The following is a 23,459-nucleotide window of genomic DNA, read 5'->3' as shown; positions in this document are numbered from 1 at the left end:
AAAGATATAATACCATGTATATAGAAATATATATTATATATTATTAGGAAAGTCTGGTGAAATAAATATGTCTATAATTGCAGCAATTGCAACGCCTGACACGCCCGGTGGAATTTCCGTTATAAGGATTTCCGGTGAGGAAGCAATAAAAATATGCGATAGATTTTTTAAACCGTTTAATGGCAGAAAGGTTTCTGAAATGGAGGGATATACCTGTGCATACGGCAGAATTTTCGACGGTGAAGAATATATTGACGACGCGGTGATTACGGTTTTCAGAGAACCTAAAAGCTATACGGGAGAAAATGTAGCTGAAATATCGTGCCACGGCGGTTTATATATAACAAGACGGATTTTAAGAATAGCGTTAAAAAACGGTGCGAGGCCGGCGGAAGCGGGTGAATTTACAAAAAGAGCGTTTCTCAACGGTAAAATGTCCTTGACTCAGGCAGAAGCGGTTATGGATATTATTTCTTCTTCCGGCGAAAGGGAATTGAAATATGCTAACGCGTTAAAGGAAGGAGCAATATTTAGGCGTATAAGCTCATTAAAGGATACTCTTATAAAAATATTGGGAGATTTGGCGGCTTGGGCAGATTTTCCGGAGGAAGACGTGCCGGAGGTTAGGCCGGAGATATTATCGTCAGAGCTTGAAAGTTTAATAAAAAGATTTAAGGAAACGGCGAAAACCTATGATTACGGCAGGATAATCAGAAACGGTATTAATACGGTAATAGTAGGTAAACCAAATGTCGGGAAATCTACCCTTATGAATTATTTAAGCGGATTTGAGAGAAGTATAGTAACCGATATTGAGGGAACAACAAGAGACGTTATAGAAGAAAGTGTAAGAATAGGAAGCCTGACTCTGCGACTTTCTGATACTGCAGGAATAAGAAAAACTGATGATGTTATTGAAAGTATGGGCGTTGATATTGCTTTCAGGCGCGCGGAGGAGGCGGATCTTATTCTTGCCGTCTTTGACGGTGGCAGAGAAATTTCTGGGGAAGATAAAGAAATAATTAAAAGAATTGTGGATAAAAATGCTGTAGCGATAATTAATAAAACCGATAAAGAAATAATTATTGATAAGTCATACTTAGAGAGAAACTTTAAATTTATAGTAGAAATTTCCGCAAAGAATGAAAGCGGTATGGATAAACTTGAAAATTGTCTGGAAAAATTATTTCTTGATTTTGACGACAATCCGGAACAGGGATTTATAGCAAATGAAAGACAGAAAAATTGCCTGGAAAAATCATTGGAAAATGTAATTGAAGCAAAGGAAGCTCTGGACGAGGGAGTATTGCTTGACGGAATAACAGTGCTGCTGGATTCAGCTGCGGAAAAGCTGATGGAGTTAACGGGTGAAAAGGCGTCGGAGGCTGTTGTAGACGACGTTTTTTCAAGATTTTGTGTTGGAAAATAAGTGTTCCACGTGGAACATTTTTTTAGTTTGGAGGTTGAGATGAGCTATTTAATGGGTGAATTTGACGTTGCAGTCGTTGGGGCGGGACACGCCGGAGTAGAAGCGGCTCTTGCGTCGGCTCGTTTGGGGTGCAAAACGGCGCTTTTTACAATATCGCTTGATCAGATTGCTAATATGCCCTGCAATCCTTCAATAGGCGGAACTGCAAAGGGACACCTTGTAAGAGAAATAGACGCTCTTGGCGGAGAGATGGGAAAGGCGGCTGACAGTTGTTTTATACAGAGCCGTATGCTTAATAGAGGAAAAGGACCTGCCGTTCATAGCTTAAGAGTTCAGGCCGACAGAGTAAAATATCATAATTATATGAAAGGCGTTTGTGAAAAGCAGGAAAATCTGTTTTTGAAGCAGGCTGAAATATCTGAAATTGTTGTTGAAGATAAAAAAATAAAAGGAATTATAACAAGGCTGGGAGCAGAATATAAGGTAAAGACAGTTATAATATGCACGGGAACATATCTTAAGGGTAAAATATATGTAGGCGAGGAATCCTATGAAAGCGGTCCGGACGCCGCATTACCATCGGTTTATTTATCAGAGAGTCTTAAAAAGAACGGTATTGAAATCAGAAGATTTAAAACCGGTACTCCTTGCAGAGTAAACAAGCGAAGTATTAATTTTGATATAATGGAAAAGCAAGACGGGGACGACGATATTATACCGTTTTCTTTTGAAACCGAAAAAGAAGAACTTAAAAATATAGCTTCCTGTTATATTACATATACTAATGCTGAAACTCATAAGAAAATACTTGAAAATCTTGATCGTTCCCCATTATATTCCGGAAGGATAGAAGGAGTTGGGCCTCGGTATTGTCCGTCTATTGAGGACAAGATTGTAAGATTTGCCGATAAGGAAAGACATCAGCTTTTTGTAGAGCCAATGGGACTTGACACTGAAGAATATTATCTGCAGGGTATGTCGTCCTCTTTGCCTGAGGATGTTCAGAAAAGCTTTCTGCGTACTATAAAAGGTCTTGAAAATGTCGAGATAATGAGGCCCGCCTATGCGATTGAGTATGACTGCTGCGATCCTGTTCAGATGAAGGCCACTCTTGAATTCAAAAGTATAAGCGGTCTTTACGGCGCCGGTCAATTCAACGGAAGCTCGGGCTATGAAGAAGCCGCTGCACAGGGACTTGTTGCCGGAATAAATGCGGCGCTGTCCGTCAAAGAAAGACAGCCTTTAATTCTTGACAGAGCAAGCTCCTATATCGGAACGCTGATAGACGATCTTGTGACAAAGGGCTGTGCCGATCCCTATAGAATGATGACTTCAAGAAGCGAATATAGACTTGTGCTGAGACAAGATAATGCGGATCAGCGACTTACTCCGATAGGTTACGATCTGGGACTGATAAGCAGAGAACGATATGAAAATCTTATAGAAAAAATGGATAAAGCAGATGAGGAAATAAAAAGAGTAAGAAAACTGAATATTGCACCGTCTGAAAATCTGAACAGCTTTTTAGAGAAAAAAGGAACATCTCCTATTTCAACAGGCTGCAAGCTTGCCGATCTTATAAGACGTCCGCAGCTTGGATATGATATTTTGAAGGAATTTGATGAGAGCAGACCGGATTTATCCGACGAGGTAAGAGAACAGGTTGAATTGCAGATAAAGTATGAGGGATATATTCAAAAGCAACAGGAGCAGATAGAAATTATGAGAAAGCTGGAAAATAAGCAATTGCCGGACGACGTTGATTATTTTTCCGTCAGAGGATTGCGTATTGAAGCCTCTGAAAAGCTTAATAAACAGAAACCCGAAAATTTAGGTCAGGCGTCAAGAATATCAGGAGTTTCACCCGCCGACGTGTCAGTGCTCGCGGTTTGGCTTGAACAGAAGGGCAGGCAAAAATGATAAGTTTTGAACAGGGTAAAGCAATATTTGTTGAAAACTCGCTGGAATATAGCAGGGAAATACATGAAAAATTTGAGATTTATTGTAATTTTATGGTAGAATATAATAAAAATGTGAATCTTACTGCGATTACCGAGCCGGAGGAAATATGGCTTAAGCATTTTGCCGATAGTATTTTGTTGATGAAGTATGTGGATATTCCTGAAAATGCGTCGTTGATTGATATAGGAACAGGCGCGGGGTTTCCGTCAGTGCCGCTGAAAATATACAGAAACGATATAAAGCTGACAATGCTTGACAGTCTTAATAAAAGGATAAGATTTCTCAACGAGCTTTGTGAAAGACTGAGTATAGAGACTGAAACGGTACATGGGAGAGCTGAGGAATACGGAAGAAAGGCGGAATTTCGCGAACGCTATGATATAGCCGTGGCTCGGGCGGTTGCGTCAATGCCTTCGTTAAGCGAATATTGTCTGCCTTTTGTGAAAACAGGCGGTATATTCGCCGCAATGAAGGGACCGAACGAGGACGCAGGAAATGCTGAAAACGCAGTGAAAATATTAGGCGGTGAAAAAATTCGGGTTTATGACTATTTACTTGGAAAAGATGATAGAAGAAAAATATTTTATGTAAAAAAAATATCGCATACCCCGACAAAATATCCAAGAAATGGCGGTCAGATAAAAAACAAACCCTTGTAAAATTAAATAAATGTGACGTAAATTCCGCTTTTATTAGTGTTAAAAGCGGAATTTTTGTATGGAAATTATTTCCTTTATAATATATAATAATTTCAGAGGCATACGGACAAGTATGTGAGAACAATAGAAAGGAAGTTGAAAATGGCAGCATTTCTTAATTTTACTAAGGAAAAGGAACGTGAGCGCGAGGAAAATAAGGTTGTGCAGATACCGGTTGCTGAAATTGTGCCGAATCCGCATCAGCCAAGAACTGATTTCGATTATAACGACATAAGCTCGCTGGCCGAGAGCATTTGTCAGAACGGCATACTTCAGCCGCTTTCCGTCAGAAGAATAGAGAGAGGCTATGAGCTTATAGCCGGTGAAAGACGTTTAAGAGCTTCAAAGCTTCTGCAACTGAAATACGTGCCCTGTATAGTTCTGGATATTTCAGCAAGAGCAAGCGCAGTGCTGGCGTTAGTGGAAAATATACAGCGTCAGGATTTATCTTTTTTTGACGAGGCAAACGCTATTGAAAAGCTTATAAGTTATTACGGAATGACGCAGGAGGACGCGGCTGTAAAGCTGGGAAAGGCTCAATCTACCATAGCGAACAAGCTAAGGATATTGAAGCTGAGCGACGAGGAAAAGGAGCTTATAACAAAATTCAATCTGACAGAACGTCATGCGAGAGCGCTATTGAGGCTTGGCAGCAAAGAGGACAGGATAGAAATAATTAATAAGATTATAAAGTATAATCTTAATGTGGAACGCACGGAAGCCGCTATCGACGAATACATAGGTAAGGTGAGGGATAAAGAGAGCTATAGGAAGAGAAGCAAGGTATTTCAGAATGTGAAAATATTTGTAAATACCATAAATAAGGCGGTTGAAACGATGAAAGCCGCGGGAATAGCCGCCGATTCAAAAAAAATACAGAATGAGGATTATATAGAATATCGGGTTAAGATACCGATAATAAAAGGTCAGAATGTTCCACGTGGAACAAATTATCCGTGAAAATAAAAACTGCTCTGAAAATCAGGGCAGTTTTTGCTGTTCAGGGGCAAAAAAAGCTAATATTGTCTTTACACATGAAAGAAAAAGTGGTATAATTTAATACAGTAACGAAAGGCAGGGGAAGCTGAATGGGATTGGTTTTTGCAGTTGTTAATCAGAAGGGCGGAGTGGGAAAATCCACTACTACCGTTAATCTTGCGGCCTATTTGGGATCGCGGGATAAAAAGACGCTTTGTATCGACATAGACGCTCAGGGTAATACTACAACAGGATTCGGAATAAGAAAAAAATCGGCTAAGGTCACGTCCTATGACGTGCTTATAGGGCAGGCAAGAATCCAGGAAGCAATAATCCGTACCGAATTTAAAAATGTCAGTCTTGTTCCGGCAACTTCTGCGCTCGCAGGCGGAGAAATAGAAATGATAGAGCTTGAGGATAGAATGAACAGACTCAAAATGCAGCTTCTTACATGCCGTTTGGATTATGATTATATATTAATAGACTGTCCTCCTTCGCTCAGCCTTATAACGGTTAATGCGCTTGTTGCCTGCGATCGTCTGATAATACCTATGCAGGCAGAATTTTATGCTCTTGAAGGACTTAGTCAGTTAATGGAAACAGTGAAGATAGTAAAGTCAAAATATAACCCTTCGCTGGAAATAGAGGGAATATTGTTTACCATGTTCGATCCCAGACTCAACGTCAGCGCTCAGGTGGTCGAAGAAGTAAATAAGTATTTTCCGGATAAGGTATTTGAAACAAAAATACCAAGAAACGTTCGGCTTTCAGAGGCGCCGAGTCATGGAAAGCCGGTTATGTATTACGATAAAAATTCAAAGGGCGCGGAATTTTATGAGGCGCTGGGTCTTGAAATATTAGGAGAAGCTGTTAAGCCCAAGGAAAAAAGAAAGCTATTCAGCAGAAAAAAATAAAGAGAGGTTGTAGAAATGGCGGCAAAGGGAGGACTGGGCATTGGACTGAGCGCACTTTTTGATGATAATACCACCGATTCAGCGGCGTCGCAGACGCTGCGTTTATCTGAAATTGAGCCGAACAGGTCGCAGCCCAGAAAAAAATTTGACGACGAATCAATATCCGCATTGGCGGATTCGATAAAGCGGCACGGTATTTTACAGCCGCTTCTGGTCAGACCATACGGAAGCGGATACCAGATAGTAGCCGGCGAAAGACGGTGGAGAGCCGCGAGAATGCTGGGAATGACGGAGGTGCCTGTTCAGATAAGGGAATTCAGCGACTCCGAATCCATGCAGATAGCTCTTATTGAAAATTTACAGAGAGAAAATCTGAATCCGATTGAAGAAGCGCAAGGATATTTTGAGCTTATGGAAAGCTTCGGAATGACGCAGGATGAAATATCAAAAACAGTCGGCAGATCGCGTTCGGCTGTGGCAAACGCAATTCGGCTTTTAAATCTGCCTGAAAAAATTAGGGACATGCTTGAGGACGGAGATCTGACAGTGGGACACGCTAAGGCTCTGATGGCGTTTGACGACGAGGGACTGATGACCGAGGCGGCAGAAAAAGCCTGCGGCGGCAGACTGACAGTGCGAGAGCTTGAAAAAATGGCGCAGAACAGGGATAAATCAGATAAAAATAAAACGAATGAAAGAATAGACAGCTATTTCAAGGAAATGGAGATAGGACTTCATGAGGCGCTGGGAAGAAAGGTAAAGGTTGAATACGGTAAAAATAAGGGCGCTTTGATACTTGAATTTTACGACAGGGACGATCTGTCGGAGCTTGCTAAAAGGCTTACAAAGGAATAATTAAGGAGAAAAAATTTATGCTGGACATTAAACTGATTAGAACAAATCCTGAAATTGTTAAGGATAATATAAAGAAAAAGTTTCAGGAGGAAAAGCTTGCTCTTGTTGATAAGGTTGTGGAATTGGATAAAAGGTATCGTGAAATAAAGGTTGAGTGTGATAATTTAAGAAATCAGCGAAAGACAAAGAGTAAGGAAATCGGCGGGCTTATGTCTAAGGGATTGAAAGATGACGCTGAGAAAATAAAGTCCGAGGTTGGCGAGATCGGTAAAAAGCTTGCCGAGCTTGAAGAACTTGAAGTAAAAATGGAAGGCGAAATCAGAGAAATAATGCTGGTTATACCTAATATTATTGATGAAAGCGTGCCTATAGGCAGGGACGACAGTGAAAATGTCGAGGTTGAGCGTTTCGGCGATCCGTATGTTCCGGAATTTGAAGTTCCTTATCATGTGGATATAATGGAAAAGCTTGACGGCATAGACCTTGACAGCGCAAGAAAAACCAGCGGAAACGGTTTTTATTATCTTTGCGGAGATATAGCTCAGCTACAGTCCTGCATACTTTCCTATGCGAGAGATTTTATGATTGATAAGGGCTTTACATATTATATTCCGCCGTTTATGATACGAAGCAGCGTTGTTACGGGCGTTATGAGCTTTGCAGAAATGGAAGGAATGATGTATAAGATTGAGGGAGAGGATCTTTATCTTATAGGAACCAGCGAACACTCCATGATAGGCAAATTTATTGACACGATTATTCCGGAGGGCGAGCTGCCCAAAACTCTTACAAGCTATTCGCCTTGCTTCAGAAAAGAAGTCGGCGCGCACGGCATAGAGGAAAGAGGAGTTTACAGGATACATCAGTTTGAAAAGCAGGAAATGATTGTCGTATGCAGACCTGAGGAAAGCATGGATTGGTTTAAGAAGCTATATATGAACACTGTTGAATTTTTCAGAACTCTGGATATTCCCGTAAGAACGCTTGAATGCTGTTCCGGAGATCTTGCCGATCTTAAGGTTAAGAGCATCGACGTTGAGGCATGGTCGCCAAGGCAGAAGAAATATTTCGAGGTGGGAAGCTGTTCAAATCTGGGAGACGCACAGGCCCGGAGATTGGAAATAAGAGTGAAAAATGAAAAGGGCGATAAGTATTTTGCTCATACTCTAAATAATACTGTTGTAGCGCCGCCGAGAATGCTTATAGCGTTTCTTGAAAACAATCTTAACGAGGACGGCAGTATAAGAATACCCGAGGCTTTAAGATACTATATGCGCAAGGATAAAATCGAGGTTAAAAAGTAATAAAAAGCAGCGGGAATACCGCTGCTTTTATTTTACATGTTTTAGGTATTGATAATAAAAAGTATGCGCTTTAAAAGCGCATACTTTTAAACCGCGGCTTTTCCCAAAGCAAGCTTAGGAGCTCTGACTGTGCATTTGGCTGCGGACAAAGTTATGCTAGAGCAAATGAATCTTATATAATTCCAGTCGTTTGCAACGGAGCTTTTAGCTCCGTAGTATTTTTGCTGCATTTTTTCAAGGAGAGAAACGCATTTTTTCGCGTTTGAAATATCAAGGCTGTCCTCCGTCATGATTTCGTTTTCAGATGTAATAATATGATTATGCAGACGACGCTCATAAGCAATATGAGCTGAAAGACTTCCATTGAAAAGAGGAGTATGCGGAAATGTGAAATAATCGCCTATAAAATGCATAGCTCGTCCGAGGTCGAAGTAATCCATAGGGGATTTAAGCCTGCTGTGAAGACGCGTAAGAGTATTTTTAACGTATGAAATAGTAGCGGAATAGGTATGTCCCTTGATATAGGTGAGAGGATTTATATCCGGGGAGATACATCCGTATTCAAAGGCCGAATTTTTCAGTCTGCCGCCCAGATCTGCCGCGGAGGTAATCAGCCTTGCAAGGTATAGATGATCCTTTGTTTCCATTGGTATCGCCTCCTTTATCTAAATTATATAATACAAATGTGATAATTTTATTAAAATCCGGTTAAAATTAACTGTTTTAGAATAAAATTACTTATCCTTCGGTTTGAAAATCAAAGCTGTAAGCAGACCGAATATCAAAGCGGCGGTTATGCCGCCTGCGGCGCTGGTCATGCCTCCGGTAAACACGCCGAGCAGGCCTTTTTCGTCAACCGCTTTTTTAACTCCCTCTGCAAGCAGATGTCCGAAGCCTGTTAGAGGTACGGACGCGCCGCCGCCGGCAAAATCAACGAGCTTTGAGTACCAGCCGAATGCTGAAATTATAACGCCTGCGACAACGTATGCTACAAGAATTCTTGCGGGAGTAAGCTTAGTATAATCTATAAGAAGCTGACCGATAGCGCAAAAAACGCCGCCGATCAAAAATGCCCATAGTAATTCCATTGAAAAAAATCCTTTCTTTTCAAAGTTTTCAACATTTATTTTTATTATGTTGAAAACTATATTTTATGACAGATATGAACAAGGTGAGCGATGGAAGGAATTGATTCTCCCTGCTGCGAGGCCGTAGGCGACATGAGAGCGCCTGTTCCGATAAACAATAATTCTTTTATTTCGCCGGTCTGCAGCTTTGGCAGAAAATATCCGCAGAGAACGCTTGCGCTGCATCCGCAGCCTGACCCTCCGGCGTGGGTATCCTGTTCCTCCGGATCGAATATCATGACTCCGCAGTCCTTGTGCTGACTCCTGATGTCAATGCCGTCCTTTTCAAGAAGCTGAAGAAGAAGATCGCTTCCGACGATACCGAGATCTCCGGTTACAATATAGTCAAGATCGCTTGGAGAAAGCTTTGTATCCTCCAGATATTTTTTTATGGTTGAAGCGGCGGCCGGGGCCATTGCAGCTCCCATATTGTTGGCGTCGGTTATTCCAAGATCAGTTATAGTACCTATTGAAGCTCCTCTGATATAAGGGGCTCCTCCCTCCGGGGAAAGTATAACGGCTCCGGACGCCGTACAGGTCCATTGCGCGGAGGGAGTTCTCTGACCTCCGTACGAGAGGGGAAAGCGGAATTGTCTTTCCGCAGTAGAGAAGTGGGATGAGGTAGCGGCGGCAATATTTCCTCCGATACCGCTGTCTGTAAGGAGCGAACCGAGAAGCAGTCCTTCCGCCATTGTAGAGCATGCTCCGTAAATTCCGAGAAAAGGTATATTAAGAGAACGTAAACCGTAGGTTGTGCCTATGCATTGATTTATCAGGTCGCCGGAAAGAATGTAGTCTATATCGGCGTCCTTAAGACCTGCCTTGGAAATTGCCAGACCGACAGTTTGCTTTTGAAGCTCGCTTTCAGCCTTTTCCCATGTATCCTGACCAAAATAGCTGTCAGTTTCAATTTTGTCAAAGCATGTACCTATCGGACCTTCCGATTCCTTTGAGCCAGCTATTGAAGCGAAAGCTTTTATTGACGGTGAATTATCCGTTAAAAATGTATTTCTGCTGATTTTTTTTGCCATAAAAATGACCTCCGATAGAAGTTTTTATTATTATCCTCCAAAAATAAAAGAATATTCGGAAAAATTAAAATTGCTCTTGACCTGATATATTTAATGTGGCATAATAAATATTATAAAATAAAAAATTATTTTTTGAAGTGGGGAGGTTATAATATATGGACGAGCTTTTTAAACCTATAAGCGAGCTAAAGGGCGTCGGAGAAAAAAAAGCGTCTTATTATAAGCGTCTCGGCGTTTTAACTGTTTATGATCTCATATATCATCTTCCCAGAGGATATATTGATTATTCATGTCCCGTTTCGCCGATGGACGCTCCGCTTAATGAATACAGTGTTTTAAGAGGCGCGGTAGTAATGAAAATGCCTGAGCAGCGAATCAGAAAAGGTCTTAGCATATTTAAGGCAAAGGTATCCGACGGTCATAACGATTTTATGGTGGTCATATATAATAATTACTATGGCTTCAAGGCTTTGCAGATAGGCTGTGAGTATCTTTTTTACGGTAAGGTAACGGGGAATCTTTTAAGGCGCGAGATAAGCTCTCCGAGAATAGTGAAAGCAGATTCAAGCCCTCTTGTTCCGGTTTATCATCTCACGACGGGGCTTACCTCGGCGGCAATATTGCAGAATATGCGCGAGGCTTTAACGATATTGGAAAGAGAACCGTTTGAAAGCATGCCTGCCTATTTACTTATTGAAAACGATCTTATGAGCCTTCCCGCGGCGCTTAGGGCGATACATTTCCCAAAAAATCAGGAGGAGGCGGATTCGGCCGCAAAACGTCTTGCCTTTGATGAAATGCTGATACTTCAGCTTGGTATGCTGATGCTGAAGGAAAAAAGCAGGAAAAGCACTCCCTGCGTAATGAATAAAAAAACCGGTTTAGACGAGTTTTACGCAAGTCTGCCGTTTAAGATGACCGCCGCACAGCTTCGCTGTGTAAAGGAAATTACCGACGATCTTAGTTCCGGAGTTCCTATGAACAGACTTTTGCAGGGGGACGTGGGCAGCGGAAAAACGGCGGTTGCCGCCGCCGCATGTTATTTTTCTTATAAAAACGGGTATCAGTCCGCTCTTATGGCTCCCACAGAAATTCTTGCCGTTCAGCATTATAAGACTCTTAGCGGATTTCTGGAGCCGCTTGGTATTAAAACAGTATTGCTTACAGGCTCTATGACGGCTAAGGAAAAACGTGCTGTTAAAGACGAGCTGATGTCGGGCGAAGCGGGAGTCGCCGTGGGAACTCACGCAATTATACAAAAGGACGTTGAATTCGCTTCTCTGGGCCTTGTTATAACCGACGAGCAGCACCGCTTCGGCGTTTCTCAGCGGGCGGCTCTGGCGGATAAGGGTAAAAGTCCTCATAAGCTTGTAATGTCGGCCACTCCTATACCAAGAACGCTTGCGCTGATAATTTACGGGGATCTTGACATATCCGTCATAGACGAGATGCCGGCAGGCAGACTTCCCGTCAGGACATATGCCGTTACAGGGAAGCTGCGTAAGCGAGCTTTTAATTTTGTCAGACAGCAGCTTGACAGCGGACGTCAGGCATATATAGTATGTCCTGTTATAGAGGAAAACGAAAGCGATATGCTCGCCGTTAAGAGCTATTTTGAAAAGGTAAGGGGAAACGACTTCGCCGATTACAGCGTGGGACTGCTGCATGGAAAGATGAAGGCGGCTGAAAAAGAGAGCGTAATGGAGGATTTTAAAAACAGAAGGATTGACGTCCTGATTTGCACAACCGTTGTCGAGGTAGGCGTCGACATTCCGAACGCTTCGGTAATGATGATAGAAAACGCGGAGCGTTTCGGACTCTCACAGCTTCATCAGCTCAGGGGACGAGTCGGCAGAGGAGAATCCCAGAGCCACTGCATACTTGTTACGGATAATTCAGGAGAAGAATGCATAAGGCGAATGAAAATAATGAGTAGTATAAACGACGGATTTAAGATTTCAGAGGAGGATCTGAAAATGAGAGGCCCCGGAGATTTTTTCGGAAGCCGTCAGCACGGACTTCCGCCGCTTAAAATGGCCGGTATCGCAGGTAATATGGATATGGTAAACCAAACAAGAAATATAGCGGAAAGACTGCTTAGGGACGATCCCGGTCTTGTAAAAAGAGAAAACAGCGGACTGAAAATCGATGTTATAAGGCTTTATTCTAATAATGGAGAAAACGGATTTAATTAAAATGCATAAAATAAAATGTTGACAATTATACAAAATGCTAATTATCATCTTTTTTTGAAAAAGTACTTGACTTTTGGCGGAATATGTAGTAAAATAATTAAGTCGCTAAGAGATATAGCGACATAAAGATAAATGATGTGGGAGCATAGCTCAGCTGGGAGAGCATCTGCCTTACAAGCAGAGGGTCATAGGTTCGAGCCCTATTGTTCCCACCATTTATGGCCTGGTAGTTCAGTTGGTTAGAACGCTAGCCTGTCACGCTAGAGGTCGTGGGTTCGACTCCCATCCAGGTCGCCATTTAAACGCCTCTGTAGCTCAGTCGGTAGAGCAGGGGACTGAAAATCCCCGTGTCGATGGTTCGATTCCGTCCGGAGGCACCATAAAGAATATGCTTGAACGCCGTATTTACGGCTGCCATTTTTATTTTCAAGGATAAGAATGCTTCATATTCTTTATAAGACGCGGATTTAGCTCATCTGGTAGAGCGCCACCTTGCCAAGGTGGAGGTAGCGAGTTCGAGCCTCGTAATCCGCTCCATTTCGCTGGGGAAATATTCTTGGCGTATTATCAATCCTAAGACTTGATGTCTTAGGATTTTTTATTTTATATAAAGGAAATTCTACAGATGGACGATACGGAATACATGAAAGCCGCGTTAGCGGAAGCCGCGAAAGCCTTCGATATAGGAGAAGTACCGGTTGGCGCCGTTGTTGTGAGAAAATCCGACGGAAGAATAGTCGGCAGAGGCTATAATAAGCGTGAAACTGAGAAGAACCCGCTGGCTCATGCCGAAATAGAAGCGATTGCCGAGGCGGCGGCGGAGCTGGGCGGATGGAGACTTATAGGCTGTGATATTTACGTCACTCTGGAGCCTTGTCCTATGTGCTGCGGAGCTATAATCAATTCGCGGCTGGAAAGAGTGATTTACGGCGCGGAGGATAAAAAATCAGGCTCTGCGGAATCTGTTCAGAAAATGTTCGAGCTGCCCTATAATCATAAGCCCCGCGTTATAAAGGGACTGATGGCGGACGAATGCTCGTCAGTTCTGTCGGATTTTTTCAGACAGCTTCGTGAAAGAAAAAAGGCCTTGAGCAACAAAAAAAACGGTAAAATTTAGTTTGACCTGTAGGTTAATATATGTTAAAATAAAAATAGTATATGTAAAGGAGCGTCAGAAAATGGTAGAGTTCGGAAACGACTGGGACGAGCTTTTAAAGGACGAATTTAAAAAGGATTATTATCTAAGGCTTCGTCAGTTTTTAATAAACGAGTATAAAACCCGCAGGATATTTCCCGGAATGTACGATATATTCAACGCCTTCAAATATACCTCCTTTGACAATGTTAAGGCGGTTATAATCGGTCAGGATCCTTATCATGGAATCGGTCAAGCTCACGGTCTCTGCTTTTCCGTTAAAAAAGGAGTTATGCCTCCTCCGTCGCTTGTGAATATCTTCAAGGAAATAAAAAACGATCTTGGAATTGATAATACGGGAAAACACGGCGAGCTTACAAAATGGGCAAAAAACGGAGTTTTGCTGCTTAATAATGTTCTGACAGTCCGCGAGGGCTGCGCTAACAGCCATAGGGGTATGGGCTGGGAGGAATTTACAGACTATGTTATAAGGCTTCTGAATACCAGAGAAAAGCCGATGGTATATCTTCTCTGGGGAGCTAATGCAAGAGCGAAGAAAAAGTTGATAACCAATCCCGCGCATCTTGTGCTGGAATGCGCTCATCCAAGCCCTCTTTCAGCCTATAACGGATTTTTCGGATGCAGACATTTTTCAAAGGCAAACGAATTTCTTAAAAATAACGGATTAGAAGAGATAGACTGGAGCATCGACTGATGAAGATTAGGGATATGTTTGAAAGAGGAACGGTATTCTCATTTGAGATTTTTCCTCCTAAAAAGACTGCTCCTATTGAAACAATTTATAATACGCTTGAGGAGCTGGGAGACTTAAAGCCTGATTTTATAAGCGTTACATACGGTGCGGGAGGAAGCTCTCAGAGCGTTTCAACATGTGAGATCGCTCATACTATTAAGGAAAAATACGGTATAGAGCCGGCGGCTCATCTCCCGTGCATTAATTATGCCAAAGACGAAATAACCGCTATACTTGCGGAATTCAAAAGTCGCGGAATTGAGAATATACTTGCTTTGAGAGGAGATATAAACCCCGAAGTACCTCCTAAAAGCGATTTCAGATATGCAAGCGAGCTTGTGGAGTTTATAAAAGGCTTCGGAGATTTCGATATTGCCGGAGCATGCTATCCCGAGGGACATATAGATACGCCTGATATGGTTCAGGATATTCTGAATCTTAAAAAAAAGACGGACGCAGGAGCTTCTCATCTTATATCACAATTATTTTTTGACAATAGCTGTTATTATTCATTTATGGAAAAAATAAGGATAGCCGGAATAAACGTTCCGGTAGAAGCAGGAATAATGCCGGTTACGAATAAAAAATCAATAGAGCGCATGGTTTCTATGTGCGGAGCCAGCCTGCCGCCGAAATTCACAAAAATAATGCAGAAGTATGAAAATAATCCGGAGGCTCTTAGAGACGCGGGAATAGCTTACGCGATAGACCAGATAGTAGACCTTGTGTCAAACGGAGCTGACGGTATTCATCTTTACACCATGAATAACGCATATGTGGCAAGAAGGATAAGCGAGGCTGTTGAAAGCATTATAAGAGTCTGAATTATAGATCCGCTGCCTGAAACGGTCTGATTATAAATCTTTTTTAGCTTTTTATAGAAAAGGGAACACTTTTATGGTAGAATTGAAAGGCGTCAACAGAGACGAAGCGCTTCGCTATATGGGACATCAGGGAAAACCCTCGGAAGGCCTTGAAAAAATAATAGAGGACTGTGAAGCAAAATTGCTTGTAACTGCCCGTCCCGGCTATGTATACAGGATATTTGATATTTCGTCAGAGCCGGAAGGAGTAAGAGTCGAGGGCAGCTCTCTTCTGTTAAGGGGAAACGATATAAGAGGACATTTAGAGGGGTGCGGGAGAGCGGCTCTGCTCTGCGCGACGCTTGGAGTTGAAACGGACAGGCTCATAAGAACTATTGAAATAACTGATATTTCTTCGGCTTTCGTCATGGACGCTCTTGCAAGCGCCGCAATTGAAGAGGTATGCAGAATCGCCGACGAAGATATCAAGGGACAGCTTGACGGAGAATTTTTAACATGGCGGTTTTCGCCGGGCTACGGAGATTTTCCGTTAGAAATACAAAAAGAATTTCTGGAGGCTGTGAACGCCCCTAAAAGAATAGGACTTTGCACGGGGGAAAATAATATTCTTATTCCGAGAAAGTCCGTAACCGCTGTCGCGGGAATTTCAGAAAAGCCGATTTCGCGTAAAAGAAGAGGATGCGCATGCTGTAATATGTCGAAAACGTGCGCTTTCAGAAAAAGAGGTGAACATTGTGGATTTTAAAGAGCTTATAAAGCAGGGAACGGTATTGCTTGACGGAGCTATGGGGACCATGCTCCAGAATGCCGGACTTGAAGCGGGAGCCGCTCCGGAGCTGCTGAATATAGACAAGCCCGAGCTTATAGAGGATATACACAGAAAATACGTTGAAGCAGGCTCTCAGATAGTTTATGCCAATACCTTCGGAGCAAACCGTTATAAGCTGAAAAATAACAGCGTCAAGGAAATTATTTCCGCGGGAATTTCCATTGCCAAAAAAGCCTGCGGTAAAAAAGCGCTTGTCGCATTGGATATAGGACCTATAGGACAGCTTCTTGAGCCAAGCGGTACAATGACTTTTGAGGAAGCGTACGATATTTTTAAGGAACAGATTATTGCGGGAAAAAGCGCCGACGTTATAGTATTTGAAACCATGACCGATCTTTACGAGCTGAAGGCGGCCGTACTGGCGGCAAAGGAAAATAGCCGTCAGCCGATTGTATGCACTATGACCTTTGAGGAAAACCGGCGTACCTTTACCGGCTGCTGCGTTTCCTCAATGGCTTTGCTTTTGAACGGTCTGGGCGTAGACGCCGTAGGAATTAACTGCTCGCTCGGACCGTCTCAGCTTATTCCTATATGTAAGGAGCTGCTGGAATGGACGGATATGCCGGTAGTACTAAAGCCTAACGCCGGTTTGCCGGATCCGGTTACTGGAAAATACGACGTTTCTCCGGAGGAATTTGCGGAGCAGATGAAATACGCCGCCTCCTGCGGCGTCAAAATATTCGGAGGCTGCTGCGGAACGACGCCGGAGTATATATCGGCTCTGAAAAAGGCGCTGGATGGAACGGAGGTCAGACGGCGTAAAGCCTTGCCGCGGTCCGCTGTCTGCACGCCTTCCAGAACCGTTGTAATAGACCGGCCGCGTATTATCGGAGAGCGGATAAATCCTACGGGAAAAAAGCTTTTTAAAGAGGCGCTCAGAAATAACGATACGGGCTATATTCTGAATCAGGCCATAGAGCAGATCAGAGCAGGAGCCGATATACTTGACGTAAACGTCGGACTGCCGGAGATTGACGAAAAAGCTATGATGATAAAGGCTGTAAAGGAAATACAAAGCGTTACCGACGCGCCCCTGCAAATTGACTCGACTATACCGGAGGTATTGGAGGCGGCTCTCAGGATATATAACGGAAAGCCTATAGTCAATTCCGTAAACGGCGAAGAAAGCTCTCTTGAAACGGTTCTTCCGCTGGTTAAAAAATATGGCGCCGCGGTGGTCGGACTTACCCTTGATAAGAACGGTATACCTCCCAAGGCGGAGCAGAGATTTGCCATTGCGGAAAAAATTCTGAAAAGGGCGATGTATTACGGTATTCCAAAGGAGGACGTGTTTATTGACTGCCTTACTCTTACCGCGTCGGCGGAGCAGGAGGCCGTTATGGAAACTCTGAGAGCGTTGGGACGAGTTAAAAAAGAGCTTGGACTTAAAACTGTTTTAGGTGTTTCAAATATTTCCTTTGGACTTCCAAACCGTCCCCTTATCAATCAGAATTTTCTTACGATGGCTCTGACCTACGGTCTTGATCTTCCTATAATCAATCCTAACGTAGACGCTATGACAGGGGCGGTAAGGGCGTATAAGCTGCTGGCGAATATTGATAAAAATTCGTTTGATTTTATAGCGGCATATAATTCCGCCGCTGTGCAGAAAACGGAAAATAAGGACGAAAATAATATAAGCCTTGAATATGCCGTTGAAAACGGGCTTAAAGATGAAAGCGCAAAGGCCACGGCAGAACTGCTTAAGATCGCAGATCCTATGGAAATTATCAACGGGGCTCTTATTCCCGCGCTTGACAAGGCAGGAGAACAATTTGAAAAGGGAACGATTTTTCTGCCGCAGCTTATACTTACGGCAGGCGCGGCGCAGGCGGCGTTCGGCGTAATCCGAGAAAAAATGATTTCTGAAAATTCGTCTCCGGTCAGCAAGGGTAAAATAGTGCTGGCTACGGTAAAGGGAGATATACATGATATAGGTAAAAATATAGTCAAGGTACTGCTGGAGAATTACGGATATACCGTTATAGATCTTGGAAAGGACGTTCCATGTGAAGAGGTGGTAAGGGCGGCTTTGGAGCATAGAGTAAAGCTTGTGGGATTGTCCGCGCTTATGACTACTACTCTAAAATCTATGGAGGAAACCATCAGGCTGCTAAGAGAAAGCGGATCGGAATGTAAGGTTGTCGTAGGCGGAGCGGTGCTTACACCGGAATACGCTGAAAAAATAGGAGCTGATTTTTACGCTAAAGACGCTAAGGAAAGCTGTGATATAGCAAAGCTTGTCATAGGTTAAACCGGTTCTGTAAAGCCATCCGGCTTCTGTTCAATCAGTGCGGCGCAGATAAGCTCGTTTTCCGGCGTTAGCAGCAGCTCGGCAATTACTTCGCTGTCGCCGTAATTGTCAACGGAATAAGTAAACCGCTTTACTTCCTCGCCCTTATGAGAATCAAGATTGTAGCCTGCCTGTTTCATTTTGCCGGCAAATTCGGCATAAACGCCGTCAAAGCTTTCGGGGATCGTTACGGCGTCGCAGGCTTCTCCGCTGACCTTCCAGCCTCTTATGTTTAGGAAAGGCTCAAGCTGATGCTCTGTGAGTATAAGCTTTTCCTGTGATTTATCTTCTTTGCCGCAGCGGCGGCTGAAAACAAATATGGCGGCGAGTACAGCTATTATCAGTAAAACAGCTATAATTTTCTTCATGGTAAGATATTCTCCATTCTGTTTGATTTTAAGCTCCTGATACTTTGAAATCTTGATGTATTAACAAGGAGCTGCGCTTTTTAATAAATATTATGATAAGAAATAATTTTTAATGCAAGGGGGAGTCAATGAAGAGTCAGAGACTTGATAAATTCCTGTCATCGCAGACAGTGTATACCCGAACAGATATCAGCAAGCTTTTATGGAAAAGAAAGGTCAGCGTAAACGGAAAAACGGTCAGGGACGGGGAGTTTAAGATTAATCCGGATTTGGACAGGATCGAGGTTTCCGGACGTGAAATCAAATATCGTGAAAATATGTACATAGTACTTAATAAGCCGGCTGGCTATGTCTGCGCCACAGAGGATAAAAACGATCCTACGGTGATCGGGCTTATACCCGAGGAGCTGAGGAGAAAGGATCTTTTTCCGGCAGGACGTCTTGATAAGGACAGCGAGGGTATGGTTCTGATAACCGACGACGGAACGCTCGGTCATAAAATTTTATCTCCGAAAAATCACATTGCCAAATATTATGTTGTGAAATTAGCCGAAAGGTTTGGTGAAAATTATGAACGGCTTTTCAGGGAGGGTATTACTCTGGGGAACGGAGAAAGTTGTCTTCCAGCCGCTGTCAGATGCTGTCCGGACTCGGAAAATATAGCGTTTATTGAGCTTTTCGAGGGTAAATATCATCAGGTAAAACGCATGTTTGCCGCTGTTGAAAACCATGTTGAAAAGTTGGTGAGGATCCAGATGGGAGGGCTGGAAATGCACGCAGGCATTGGAATTGGCGAGTGTATGGAGATTTTGCACAACGATGTTGAAAAGTTGTTGAAACCGACACGCTTTGATGAGGTTTTCAGCAGTTTTTCAGAAAAATTTTCGTCATATTGGATAAACAAGTTATAATAACTTTGGGTAATTAGTGACTTGAAACATTGTTAAAAATTTGGTATTATATTATTATGGTTAATCTGGAGATTCGGGTTAGCAAAAATTTATGTGGGAGGAATAGGTAAAATGGCAAGTTTATCATTACGCGGAATTTACAAAAAATATCCCGGTGGCTTTGTTGCCGTTAAAGATGTAAATTTGGAAATCACAGATAAGGAATTTATTATATTGGTAGGACCTTCCGGTTGCGGAAAATCTACAACCCTTAGAATGATTGCCGGTCTTGAAGAAATTTCGGAGGGCGAGCTTTATATCGGCGATCGCCTTGTAAACGATATTGCTCCGAAGGACAGAGATATCGCGATGGTTTTCCAGAACTACGCTCTTTATCCTCATATGACGGTTTACGATAACATGGCGTTCGGTTTAAAGCTCAGAAAGGTTCCTAAGGACGAAATTGACCGCAAGGTTAAGGAAGCTGCAAAGATACTCGACCTTGAGCATCTTCTTGACAGAAAGCCTAAGGCAATGTCCGGCGGTCAGCGTCAGCGTGTGGCGCTCGGTCGTGCTATCGTGCGTTCTCCTCAGGTGTTCCTGCTTGACGAGCCGCTTTCAAACCTTGACGCTAAGCTTCGTGCGCAGATGAGAACTGAGATCGCTAAGCTCCACCAGAAGCTGGGAACAACGTTTATTTATGTAACGCATGACCAGACAGAGGCTATGACAATGGGCGACAGAATCGTTGTAATGAAGGACGGAATTATTCAGCAGGTTGATACTCCGCAGGCTCTTTACGAGAAGCCCTGCAATAAATTCGTTGCCGGCTTCTTAGGTTCGCCTCAGATGAATTTCGTTGAATCTGTTCTGAGAAAGAACGGCTCCAAGTATGTTGTTGAATTCGGTTCTGCTGATACTAAATCCACAAGAGGCGTAATATATTCCGTTGAGCTTCCTGAAGCGAAAATAGTTCCGGAGCTTGCAAATTATGTGGATAAGGAAATAATAATGGGTATTCGTCCTGAAAGCGTGCACGACGAGGAAATGTATCTTTCCAACGCTTCTACGGGAATCATCGAATGCGATGTTGACATAACGGAAATGATGGGCGCTGAAACGTTCCTTTATCTTACATGTCAGGGTATTCCGCTTACTGCAAGGGTTTCTCCTCGTTCTAAGGCAAGACCTCAGGATAAGATAAAGGTGGCCATTGATCCTAACAGAGTTCATCTCTTTGATAAGGATACTGAAGCTACGATCATTAACTGATTATAATTATAATATACTGTCAGGGACCGGTTTTATCAACCGGTCCTATATTTTTTAAAATATAAAAATTTTCCTTGATTTGTCTTAAATCCTGCACTACTTGTAAAAATTATTGAAACGTGGTATACTATTTTAAATAACATGCAAAATATAAAAAAGGAGTGTCGGTTTTTGATAATTACAGAAAATTATCTGGGTAAAATAAATATTACCGAGAATTATATAAAATCCGTCGTCAGCAAAACAGTTTCAAGCTGTTTCGGAGTAGCGGCTATGAATTGCAGCAGTCTGAAAGAATTTTTCTTGTCGAAAATACTACGCAGAAAGGTTCCGGGATTGGGAGTGTCAGTTTCGGTTGTGGATAACGAGGCAGCGGTTGTCCTTCATATTTCAATGGCTTACGGAACGAATATATCGGCGGTTGTGAGGAGCGTTAAAAACAAGGTGTATTTTGTGCTGTCCGAGACCGTAGGCATATCGGTTAGGTCAGTTAATATTTTTGTAGATGAGATAAAGTCGTAAATGAAAGGGGACAAAACCTTGCTCAATGGTAATTTATTGAGAGACAGTCTGATATCCGCGGGAATCAGCATAGAAAATAACAGAAAGGCTGTCGATAGGCTCAACGTTTATCCGGTTCCCGACGGCGATACCGGCACTAATATGTCGCTGACTATGAACGCGGCGGTAAAGGAGCTTGAAATGCTCGAAGACAGCGCGGGCGTATCAAAGGTTGCGGAGACCGCTGCGACAGCGTTGTTAAGAGGCGCGAGAGGAAACTCAGGAGTTATACTCTCATTGATATTCAGAGGATTTTCAAAGGGGCTTAGCGGCCTTGAAAAGGCGGGCTGCGCCGACATAGCGAAAGCCCTTGAATCGGGCGTAGAGGCGGCTTATAAGGCGGTTATGAACCCGACGGAGGGCACTGTTCTGACAGTTTCAAGGGTTGCGGCAGAGAAAGCGGCGGAGCTGGCGGAAAGCGCCGGAGATATTGCGGTTTTCTGGAATGAAATCTGCAAGGCCGCAAAGGAGGCGCTGGAAAAAACGCCTGAACAGCTTCCGGTACTGAAAAAGGCCGGAGTCGTTGACGCGGGAGGTCAGGGACTTGTTATAATCTTTGACGCTATGCTGGAAATATTCAGAGGCGGAAAGGTCGTAAAGAGGGATACAAAGAAAAGTGAGCTTAAAACCTTTGAGGTAGCGCAGACTGACGCCGAGGAGGAAATCAGGTATTCCTACTGCACCGAATATATAATTGAGAGAAACAAGCATTCAGATCCCTTTATGCTGAGGGCTTATCTTGAAACTATCGGCGACTGCGTTGTGGTTGTTGACGATGAGGAAATAATAAAGGTTCACGTTCATACGGACAATCCCGGACTTGCTCTTGAAAAGGCTCTTGAATTCGGAAGGTTCATTAACGATCCCAAGCCTAAGATAGAAAATATGCGGATCCAGCATGAAACAAGAATAAAGGACGAAAAAATAACTGAAAGACAGCATTTCGAGCCGACAAAGCCTGAAAAGGACTACGGTTTTGTGGCTGTCGCGGCTGGACGCGGAATAGAATCCATGTTTGAGGATCTTGGAGCCGACTGCGTTATAAGAGGCGGTCAGACAATGAATCCCTCCACAGACGATATATTGAAGGCCATACATTCCGCGCCGGCAAAGACGGTGTTTGTTTTGCCGAATAATAAGAATATAATTATGGCGGCGGAGCAGACTAAAAATCTGGCTGACAGAAACGTCTGTGTTCTGCCCACAAGGACGATTCCACAAGGCATAGCGGCAATGATGGCGTTTGACGAAACAGTCGGATTTTCCGAAAATCGTCTTGCTATGACAAAGGCCTTCGAGCATGTGTCAACGGGACAGATAACCTTTGCGGCGAGAGATTCCGAATACGAGGGACATAATATAAGAAAAGGCGAAATTCTGGCCTTTGACAACAGCAGACTTTCGTTTACGGAAAAGGACGTTTCAAAAGCGGCTTATAAGCTGACTAAGAAAATGATAAAGAGCGATTCTTCCTTCGTAACCGTTATTTACGGCGCCGACGTAACCGGAGAGCAGGCGGAAAGACTTCAGGAAACGCTTGAAGCAAAGCTCGGTAACAAGGTTGACATAATGATGGTCAACGGCGGTCAGCCGGTATATTACTATATAATTTCTGTTGAATAGCGTTAAAAAACCCGTCCGAAAACTGGACGGGTTTTGCTTTTTATAAAAAGCAAAGCAAAAGTTTAAGTATTGTTTGTTTCTTTGCCCGCAAGATTTAGCTTTTGTGAAAAGCATGGTAAAAGTGTTTTTCATTTCTTTGCCCGCAAAATTTAGCTTTTGTGAAAAGCATAGTAAAAGTATCTTTCATTTCTTTGCTCGCACAAAGAAACGAAACAAAGAAATGCGCCGGCTCAAACGCCGCCGGACCGCTATGCCGCATAAAGCGGCAAATTTTATACATGAATGGGTGAGATAACTAAATTGACTCCCATTAAAAGCTTACATATCTCGGATGGGAGAATCTCCTATGCTTTATAAGAATGTGGTTTTACTTGACTTATTTCTTTATTCTACTTTTTTAGCTTTTACGAAAAGCAA

Annotated in this window: 21 protein-coding genes and 4 tRNA genes; 21 read left to right on the top strand and 4 right to left on the bottom strand. The window is 43.0% G+C overall.

Annotated features, from left to right (window positions below):
• Positions 1 to 67: 67 nt before the first annotated feature.
• From mnmE to serS, 7 genes are all read left to right on the top strand, one after another.
• Positions 68 to 1,429, top strand: coding sequence for a tRNA uridine-5-carboxymethylaminomethyl(34) synthesis GTPase MnmE (gene mnmE / locus ACYQ0N_RS14675; protein ID WP_460163105.1), 1,362 nt, complete (start codon positions 68 to 70; stop codon positions 1,427 to 1,429).
• Positions 1,430 to 1,468: 39 nt separating this feature from the next.
• Positions 1,469 to 3,349, top strand: coding sequence for a tRNA uridine-5-carboxymethylaminomethyl(34) synthesis enzyme MnmG (mnmG, locus tag ACYQ0N_RS14670; RefSeq protein ID WP_460163104.1), 1,881 nt, complete (start codon positions 1,469 to 1,471; stop codon positions 3,347 to 3,349).
• Entirely contained in the window at positions 3,346 to 4,050 is a 705-nt protein-coding gene (gene rsmG / locus ACYQ0N_RS14665) for a 16S rRNA (guanine(527)-N(7))-methyltransferase RsmG (RefSeq protein WP_460163103.1), read from the top strand. The genes mnmG and rsmG overlap by 4 nt, the downstream gene beginning before the upstream one ends.
• 141 nt (positions 4,051 to 4,191) lie before the next feature.
• The gene (locus tag ACYQ0N_RS14660; RefSeq protein ID WP_177532869.1) at positions 4,192 to 5,049 is read left to right on the top strand and encodes a ParB/RepB/Spo0J family partition protein; all 858 of its coding nucleotides are present in this window, start codon (positions 4,192 to 4,194) and stop codon (positions 5,047 to 5,049) included.
• 128 nt (positions 5,050 to 5,177) lie between these two features.
• Positions 5,178 to 5,981, top strand: a complete 804-nt coding sequence (locus ACYQ0N_RS14655; protein WP_460163102.1) for a ParA family protein — start codon at positions 5,178 to 5,180, stop codon at positions 5,979 to 5,981.
• A 15-nt stretch (positions 5,982 to 5,996) separates the two neighbouring features.
• Complete coding sequence (locus ACYQ0N_RS14650; RefSeq protein WP_460163101.1) at positions 5,997 to 6,836, top strand: ParB/RepB/Spo0J family partition protein; 840 nt, start codon at positions 5,997 to 5,999, stop codon at positions 6,834 to 6,836.
• 17 nt (positions 6,837 to 6,853) lie between these two features.
• The gene (serS, locus tag ACYQ0N_RS14645) at positions 6,854 to 8,140 is read left to right on the top strand and encodes a serine--tRNA ligase (protein WP_460163100.1); all 1,287 of its coding nucleotides are present in this window, start codon (positions 6,854 to 6,856) and stop codon (positions 8,138 to 8,140) included.
• Positions 8,141 to 8,226: 86 nt separating this feature from the next.
• Here serS and ACYQ0N_RS14640 read toward each other — a convergent pair whose 3' ends face one another.
• The 3 genes from ACYQ0N_RS14640 to spoVAD form a co-directional block, all read right to left on the bottom strand.
• Entirely contained in the window at positions 8,227 to 8,787 is a 561-nt protein-coding gene (locus ACYQ0N_RS14640; RefSeq protein ID WP_460163099.1) for a zinc dependent phospholipase C family protein, read from the bottom strand.
• A gap of 87 nt (positions 8,788 to 8,874) precedes the next feature.
• Positions 8,875 to 9,228, bottom strand: coding sequence for a stage V sporulation protein AE (spoVAE, locus tag ACYQ0N_RS14635; protein WP_177532864.1), 354 nt, complete (start codon positions 9,226 to 9,228; stop codon positions 8,875 to 8,877).
• Between the two features lie 56 nt (positions 9,229 to 9,284).
• Positions 9,285 to 10,298: a stage V sporulation protein AD gene (spoVAD, locus tag ACYQ0N_RS14630; protein WP_177532863.1), complete on the bottom strand. Its 1,014-nt coding sequence runs from the start codon at positions 10,296 to 10,298 to the stop codon at positions 9,285 to 9,287.
• 155 nt (positions 10,299 to 10,453) lie between these two features.
• Between spoVAD and recG the strand changes: the two genes are divergently transcribed.
• The 10 genes from recG to ACYQ0N_RS14580 all read left to right on the top strand — a co-directional run bounded on the left by recG (position 10,454) and on the right by ACYQ0N_RS14580 (position 18,289).
• Positions 10,454 to 12,493 carry an ATP-dependent DNA helicase RecG gene (recG, locus tag ACYQ0N_RS14625; RefSeq protein WP_460163098.1) on the top strand — a complete coding sequence of 680 codons (2,040 nt, stop codon included), beginning with the start codon at positions 10,454 to 10,456 and terminating at the stop codon, positions 12,491 to 12,493.
• A gap of 139 nt (positions 12,494 to 12,632) precedes the next feature.
• A tRNA-Val gene (locus ACYQ0N_RS14620) sits at positions 12,633 to 12,708 on the top strand.
• 5 nt (positions 12,709 to 12,713) lie between these two features.
• Positions 12,714 to 12,790: transfer RNA gene (locus tag ACYQ0N_RS14615), tRNA-Asp, on the top strand.
• Between the two features lie 7 nt (positions 12,791 to 12,797).
• Positions 12,798 to 12,873, top strand: a tRNA-Phe gene (locus ACYQ0N_RS14610).
• Between the two features lie 81 nt (positions 12,874 to 12,954).
• Positions 12,955 to 13,030, top strand: a tRNA-Gly gene (locus ACYQ0N_RS14605).
• 88 nt (positions 13,031 to 13,118) lie between these two features.
• A complete protein-coding gene (gene tadA / locus ACYQ0N_RS14600) occupies positions 13,119 to 13,610 on the top strand; it encodes a tRNA adenosine(34) deaminase TadA (RefSeq protein WP_177532861.1) in 492 nt (163 codons plus the stop codon).
• A 61-nt stretch (positions 13,611 to 13,671) separates the two neighbouring features.
• Positions 13,672 to 14,343: a uracil-DNA glycosylase gene (locus tag ACYQ0N_RS14595; RefSeq protein WP_460163097.1), complete on the top strand. Its 672-nt coding sequence runs from the start codon at positions 13,672 to 13,674 to the stop codon at positions 14,341 to 14,343.
• Positions 14,343 to 15,206, top strand: a complete 864-nt coding sequence (gene metF, locus ACYQ0N_RS14590; RefSeq protein WP_177532859.1) for a methylenetetrahydrofolate reductase [NAD(P)H] — start codon at positions 14,343 to 14,345, stop codon at positions 15,204 to 15,206. Before ACYQ0N_RS14595 ends, metF begins: the two co-directional genes overlap by 1 nt.
• Before the next feature lie 73 nt (positions 15,207 to 15,279).
• Positions 15,280 to 15,951, top strand: a complete 672-nt coding sequence (locus ACYQ0N_RS14585) for a vitamin B12 dependent-methionine synthase activation domain-containing protein (RefSeq protein WP_460163096.1) — start codon at positions 15,280 to 15,282, stop codon at positions 15,949 to 15,951.
• Positions 15,941 to 18,289 carry a homocysteine S-methyltransferase family protein gene (locus tag ACYQ0N_RS14580; RefSeq protein ID WP_460163095.1) on the top strand — a complete coding sequence of 783 codons (2,349 nt, stop codon included), beginning with the start codon at positions 15,941 to 15,943 and terminating at the stop codon, positions 18,287 to 18,289. The genes ACYQ0N_RS14585 and ACYQ0N_RS14580 overlap by 11 nt, the downstream gene beginning before the upstream one ends.
• Here the strand turns inward: ACYQ0N_RS14580 and ACYQ0N_RS14575 are convergent.
• A complete protein-coding gene (locus tag ACYQ0N_RS14575; RefSeq protein WP_460163094.1) occupies positions 18,286 to 18,696 on the bottom strand; it encodes a DUF4830 domain-containing protein in 411 nt (136 codons plus the stop codon). The two genes, ACYQ0N_RS14580 and ACYQ0N_RS14575, sit on opposite strands and share 4 nt — an antisense overlap.
• A 128-nt stretch (positions 18,697 to 18,824) precedes the next feature.
• On the opposite strand from ACYQ0N_RS14575, the gene ACYQ0N_RS14570 reads away from it, so the two are divergent.
• The 4 genes from ACYQ0N_RS14570 to ACYQ0N_RS14555 all read left to right on the top strand — a co-directional run bounded on the left by ACYQ0N_RS14570 (position 18,825) and on the right by ACYQ0N_RS14555 (position 23,042).
• The gene (locus ACYQ0N_RS14570) at positions 18,825 to 19,607 is read left to right on the top strand and encodes a pseudouridine synthase (RefSeq protein ID WP_177532855.1); all 783 of its coding nucleotides are present in this window, start codon (positions 18,825 to 18,827) and stop codon (positions 19,605 to 19,607) included.
• A 111-nt stretch (positions 19,608 to 19,718) separates the two neighbouring features.
• The gene (locus tag ACYQ0N_RS14565; protein ID WP_177532854.1) at positions 19,719 to 20,858 is read left to right on the top strand and encodes an ABC transporter ATP-binding protein; all 1,140 of its coding nucleotides are present in this window, start codon (positions 19,719 to 19,721) and stop codon (positions 20,856 to 20,858) included.
• A gap of 171 nt (positions 20,859 to 21,029) precedes the next feature.
• Complete coding sequence (locus tag ACYQ0N_RS14560; RefSeq protein WP_177532853.1) at positions 21,030 to 21,380, top strand: Asp23/Gls24 family envelope stress response protein; 351 nt, start codon at positions 21,030 to 21,032, stop codon at positions 21,378 to 21,380.
• 18 nt (positions 21,381 to 21,398) lie between these two features.
• The gene (locus ACYQ0N_RS14555; RefSeq protein WP_460163116.1) at positions 21,399 to 23,042 is read left to right on the top strand and encodes a DAK2 domain-containing protein; all 1,644 of its coding nucleotides are present in this window, start codon (positions 21,399 to 21,401) and stop codon (positions 23,040 to 23,042) included.
• Positions 23,043 to 23,459 lie beyond the last annotated feature (417 nt).

It is taken from the genome of Ruminococcus sporogenes, from assembly GCF_054655175.1.
This window is presented reverse-complemented; position numbering and strand designations above follow the sequence as displayed.

Excerpts from the sequence above, each read along its gene's own strand:
- spoVAE (WP_177532864.1), bottom strand. The coding sequence starts at position 9,228 with ATGGAATTACTATGGGCATTTTTGATCGGCGGCGTTTTTTGCGCTATC.
- ACYQ0N_RS14595 (WP_460163097.1), top strand. The coding sequence starts at position 13,672 with ATGGTAGAGTTCGGAAACGACTGGGACGAGCTTTTAAAGGACGAATTT.
- ACYQ0N_RS14565 (WP_177532854.1), top strand. The coding sequence starts at position 19,719 with ATGGCAAGTTTATCATTACGCGGAATTTACAAAAAATATCCCGGTGGC.
- ACYQ0N_RS14660 (WP_177532869.1), top strand. The coding sequence starts at position 4,192 with ATGGCAGCATTTCTTAATTTTACTAAGGAAAAGGAACGTGAGCGCGAG.
- rsmG (WP_460163103.1), top strand. The coding sequence starts at position 3,346 with ATGATAAGTTTTGAACAGGGTAAAGCAATATTTGTTGAAAACTCGCTG.
- ACYQ0N_RS14655 (WP_460163102.1), top strand. The coding sequence starts at position 5,178 with ATGGGATTGGTTTTTGCAGTTGTTAATCAGAAGGGCGGAGTGGGAAAA.
- mnmE (WP_460163105.1), top strand. The coding sequence starts at position 68 with ATGTCTATAATTGCAGCAATTGCAACGCCTGACACGCCCGGTGGAATT.
- ACYQ0N_RS14650 (WP_460163101.1), top strand. The coding sequence starts at position 5,997 with ATGGCGGCAAAGGGAGGACTGGGCATTGGACTGAGCGCACTTTTTGAT.
- ACYQ0N_RS14575 (WP_460163094.1), bottom strand. The coding sequence starts at position 18,696 with ATGAAGAAAATTATAGCTGTTTTACTGATAATAGCTGTACTCGCCGCC.
- ACYQ0N_RS14640 (WP_460163099.1), bottom strand. The coding sequence starts at position 8,787 with ATGGAAACAAAGGATCATCTATACCTTGCAAGGCTGATTACCTCCGCG.
- mnmG (WP_460163104.1), top strand. The coding sequence starts at position 1,469 with ATGAGCTATTTAATGGGTGAATTTGACGTTGCAGTCGTTGGGGCGGGA.
- serS (WP_460163100.1), top strand. The coding sequence starts at position 6,854 with ATGCTGGACATTAAACTGATTAGAACAAATCCTGAAATTGTTAAGGAT.
- recG (WP_460163098.1), top strand. The coding sequence starts at position 10,454 with ATGGACGAGCTTTTTAAACCTATAAGCGAGCTAAAGGGCGTCGGAGAA.
- ACYQ0N_RS14585 (WP_460163096.1), top strand. The coding sequence starts at position 15,280 with ATGGTAGAATTGAAAGGCGTCAACAGAGACGAAGCGCTTCGCTATATG.
- ACYQ0N_RS14570 (WP_177532855.1), top strand. The coding sequence starts at position 18,825 with ATGAAGAGTCAGAGACTTGATAAATTCCTGTCATCGCAGACAGTGTAT.
- metF (WP_177532859.1), top strand. The coding sequence starts at position 14,343 with ATGAAGATTAGGGATATGTTTGAAAGAGGAACGGTATTCTCATTTGAG.
- tadA (WP_177532861.1), top strand. The coding sequence starts at position 13,119 with ATGGACGATACGGAATACATGAAAGCCGCGTTAGCGGAAGCCGCGAAA.
- spoVAD (WP_177532863.1), bottom strand. The coding sequence starts at position 10,298 with ATGGCAAAAAAAATCAGCAGAAATACATTTTTAACGGATAATTCACCG.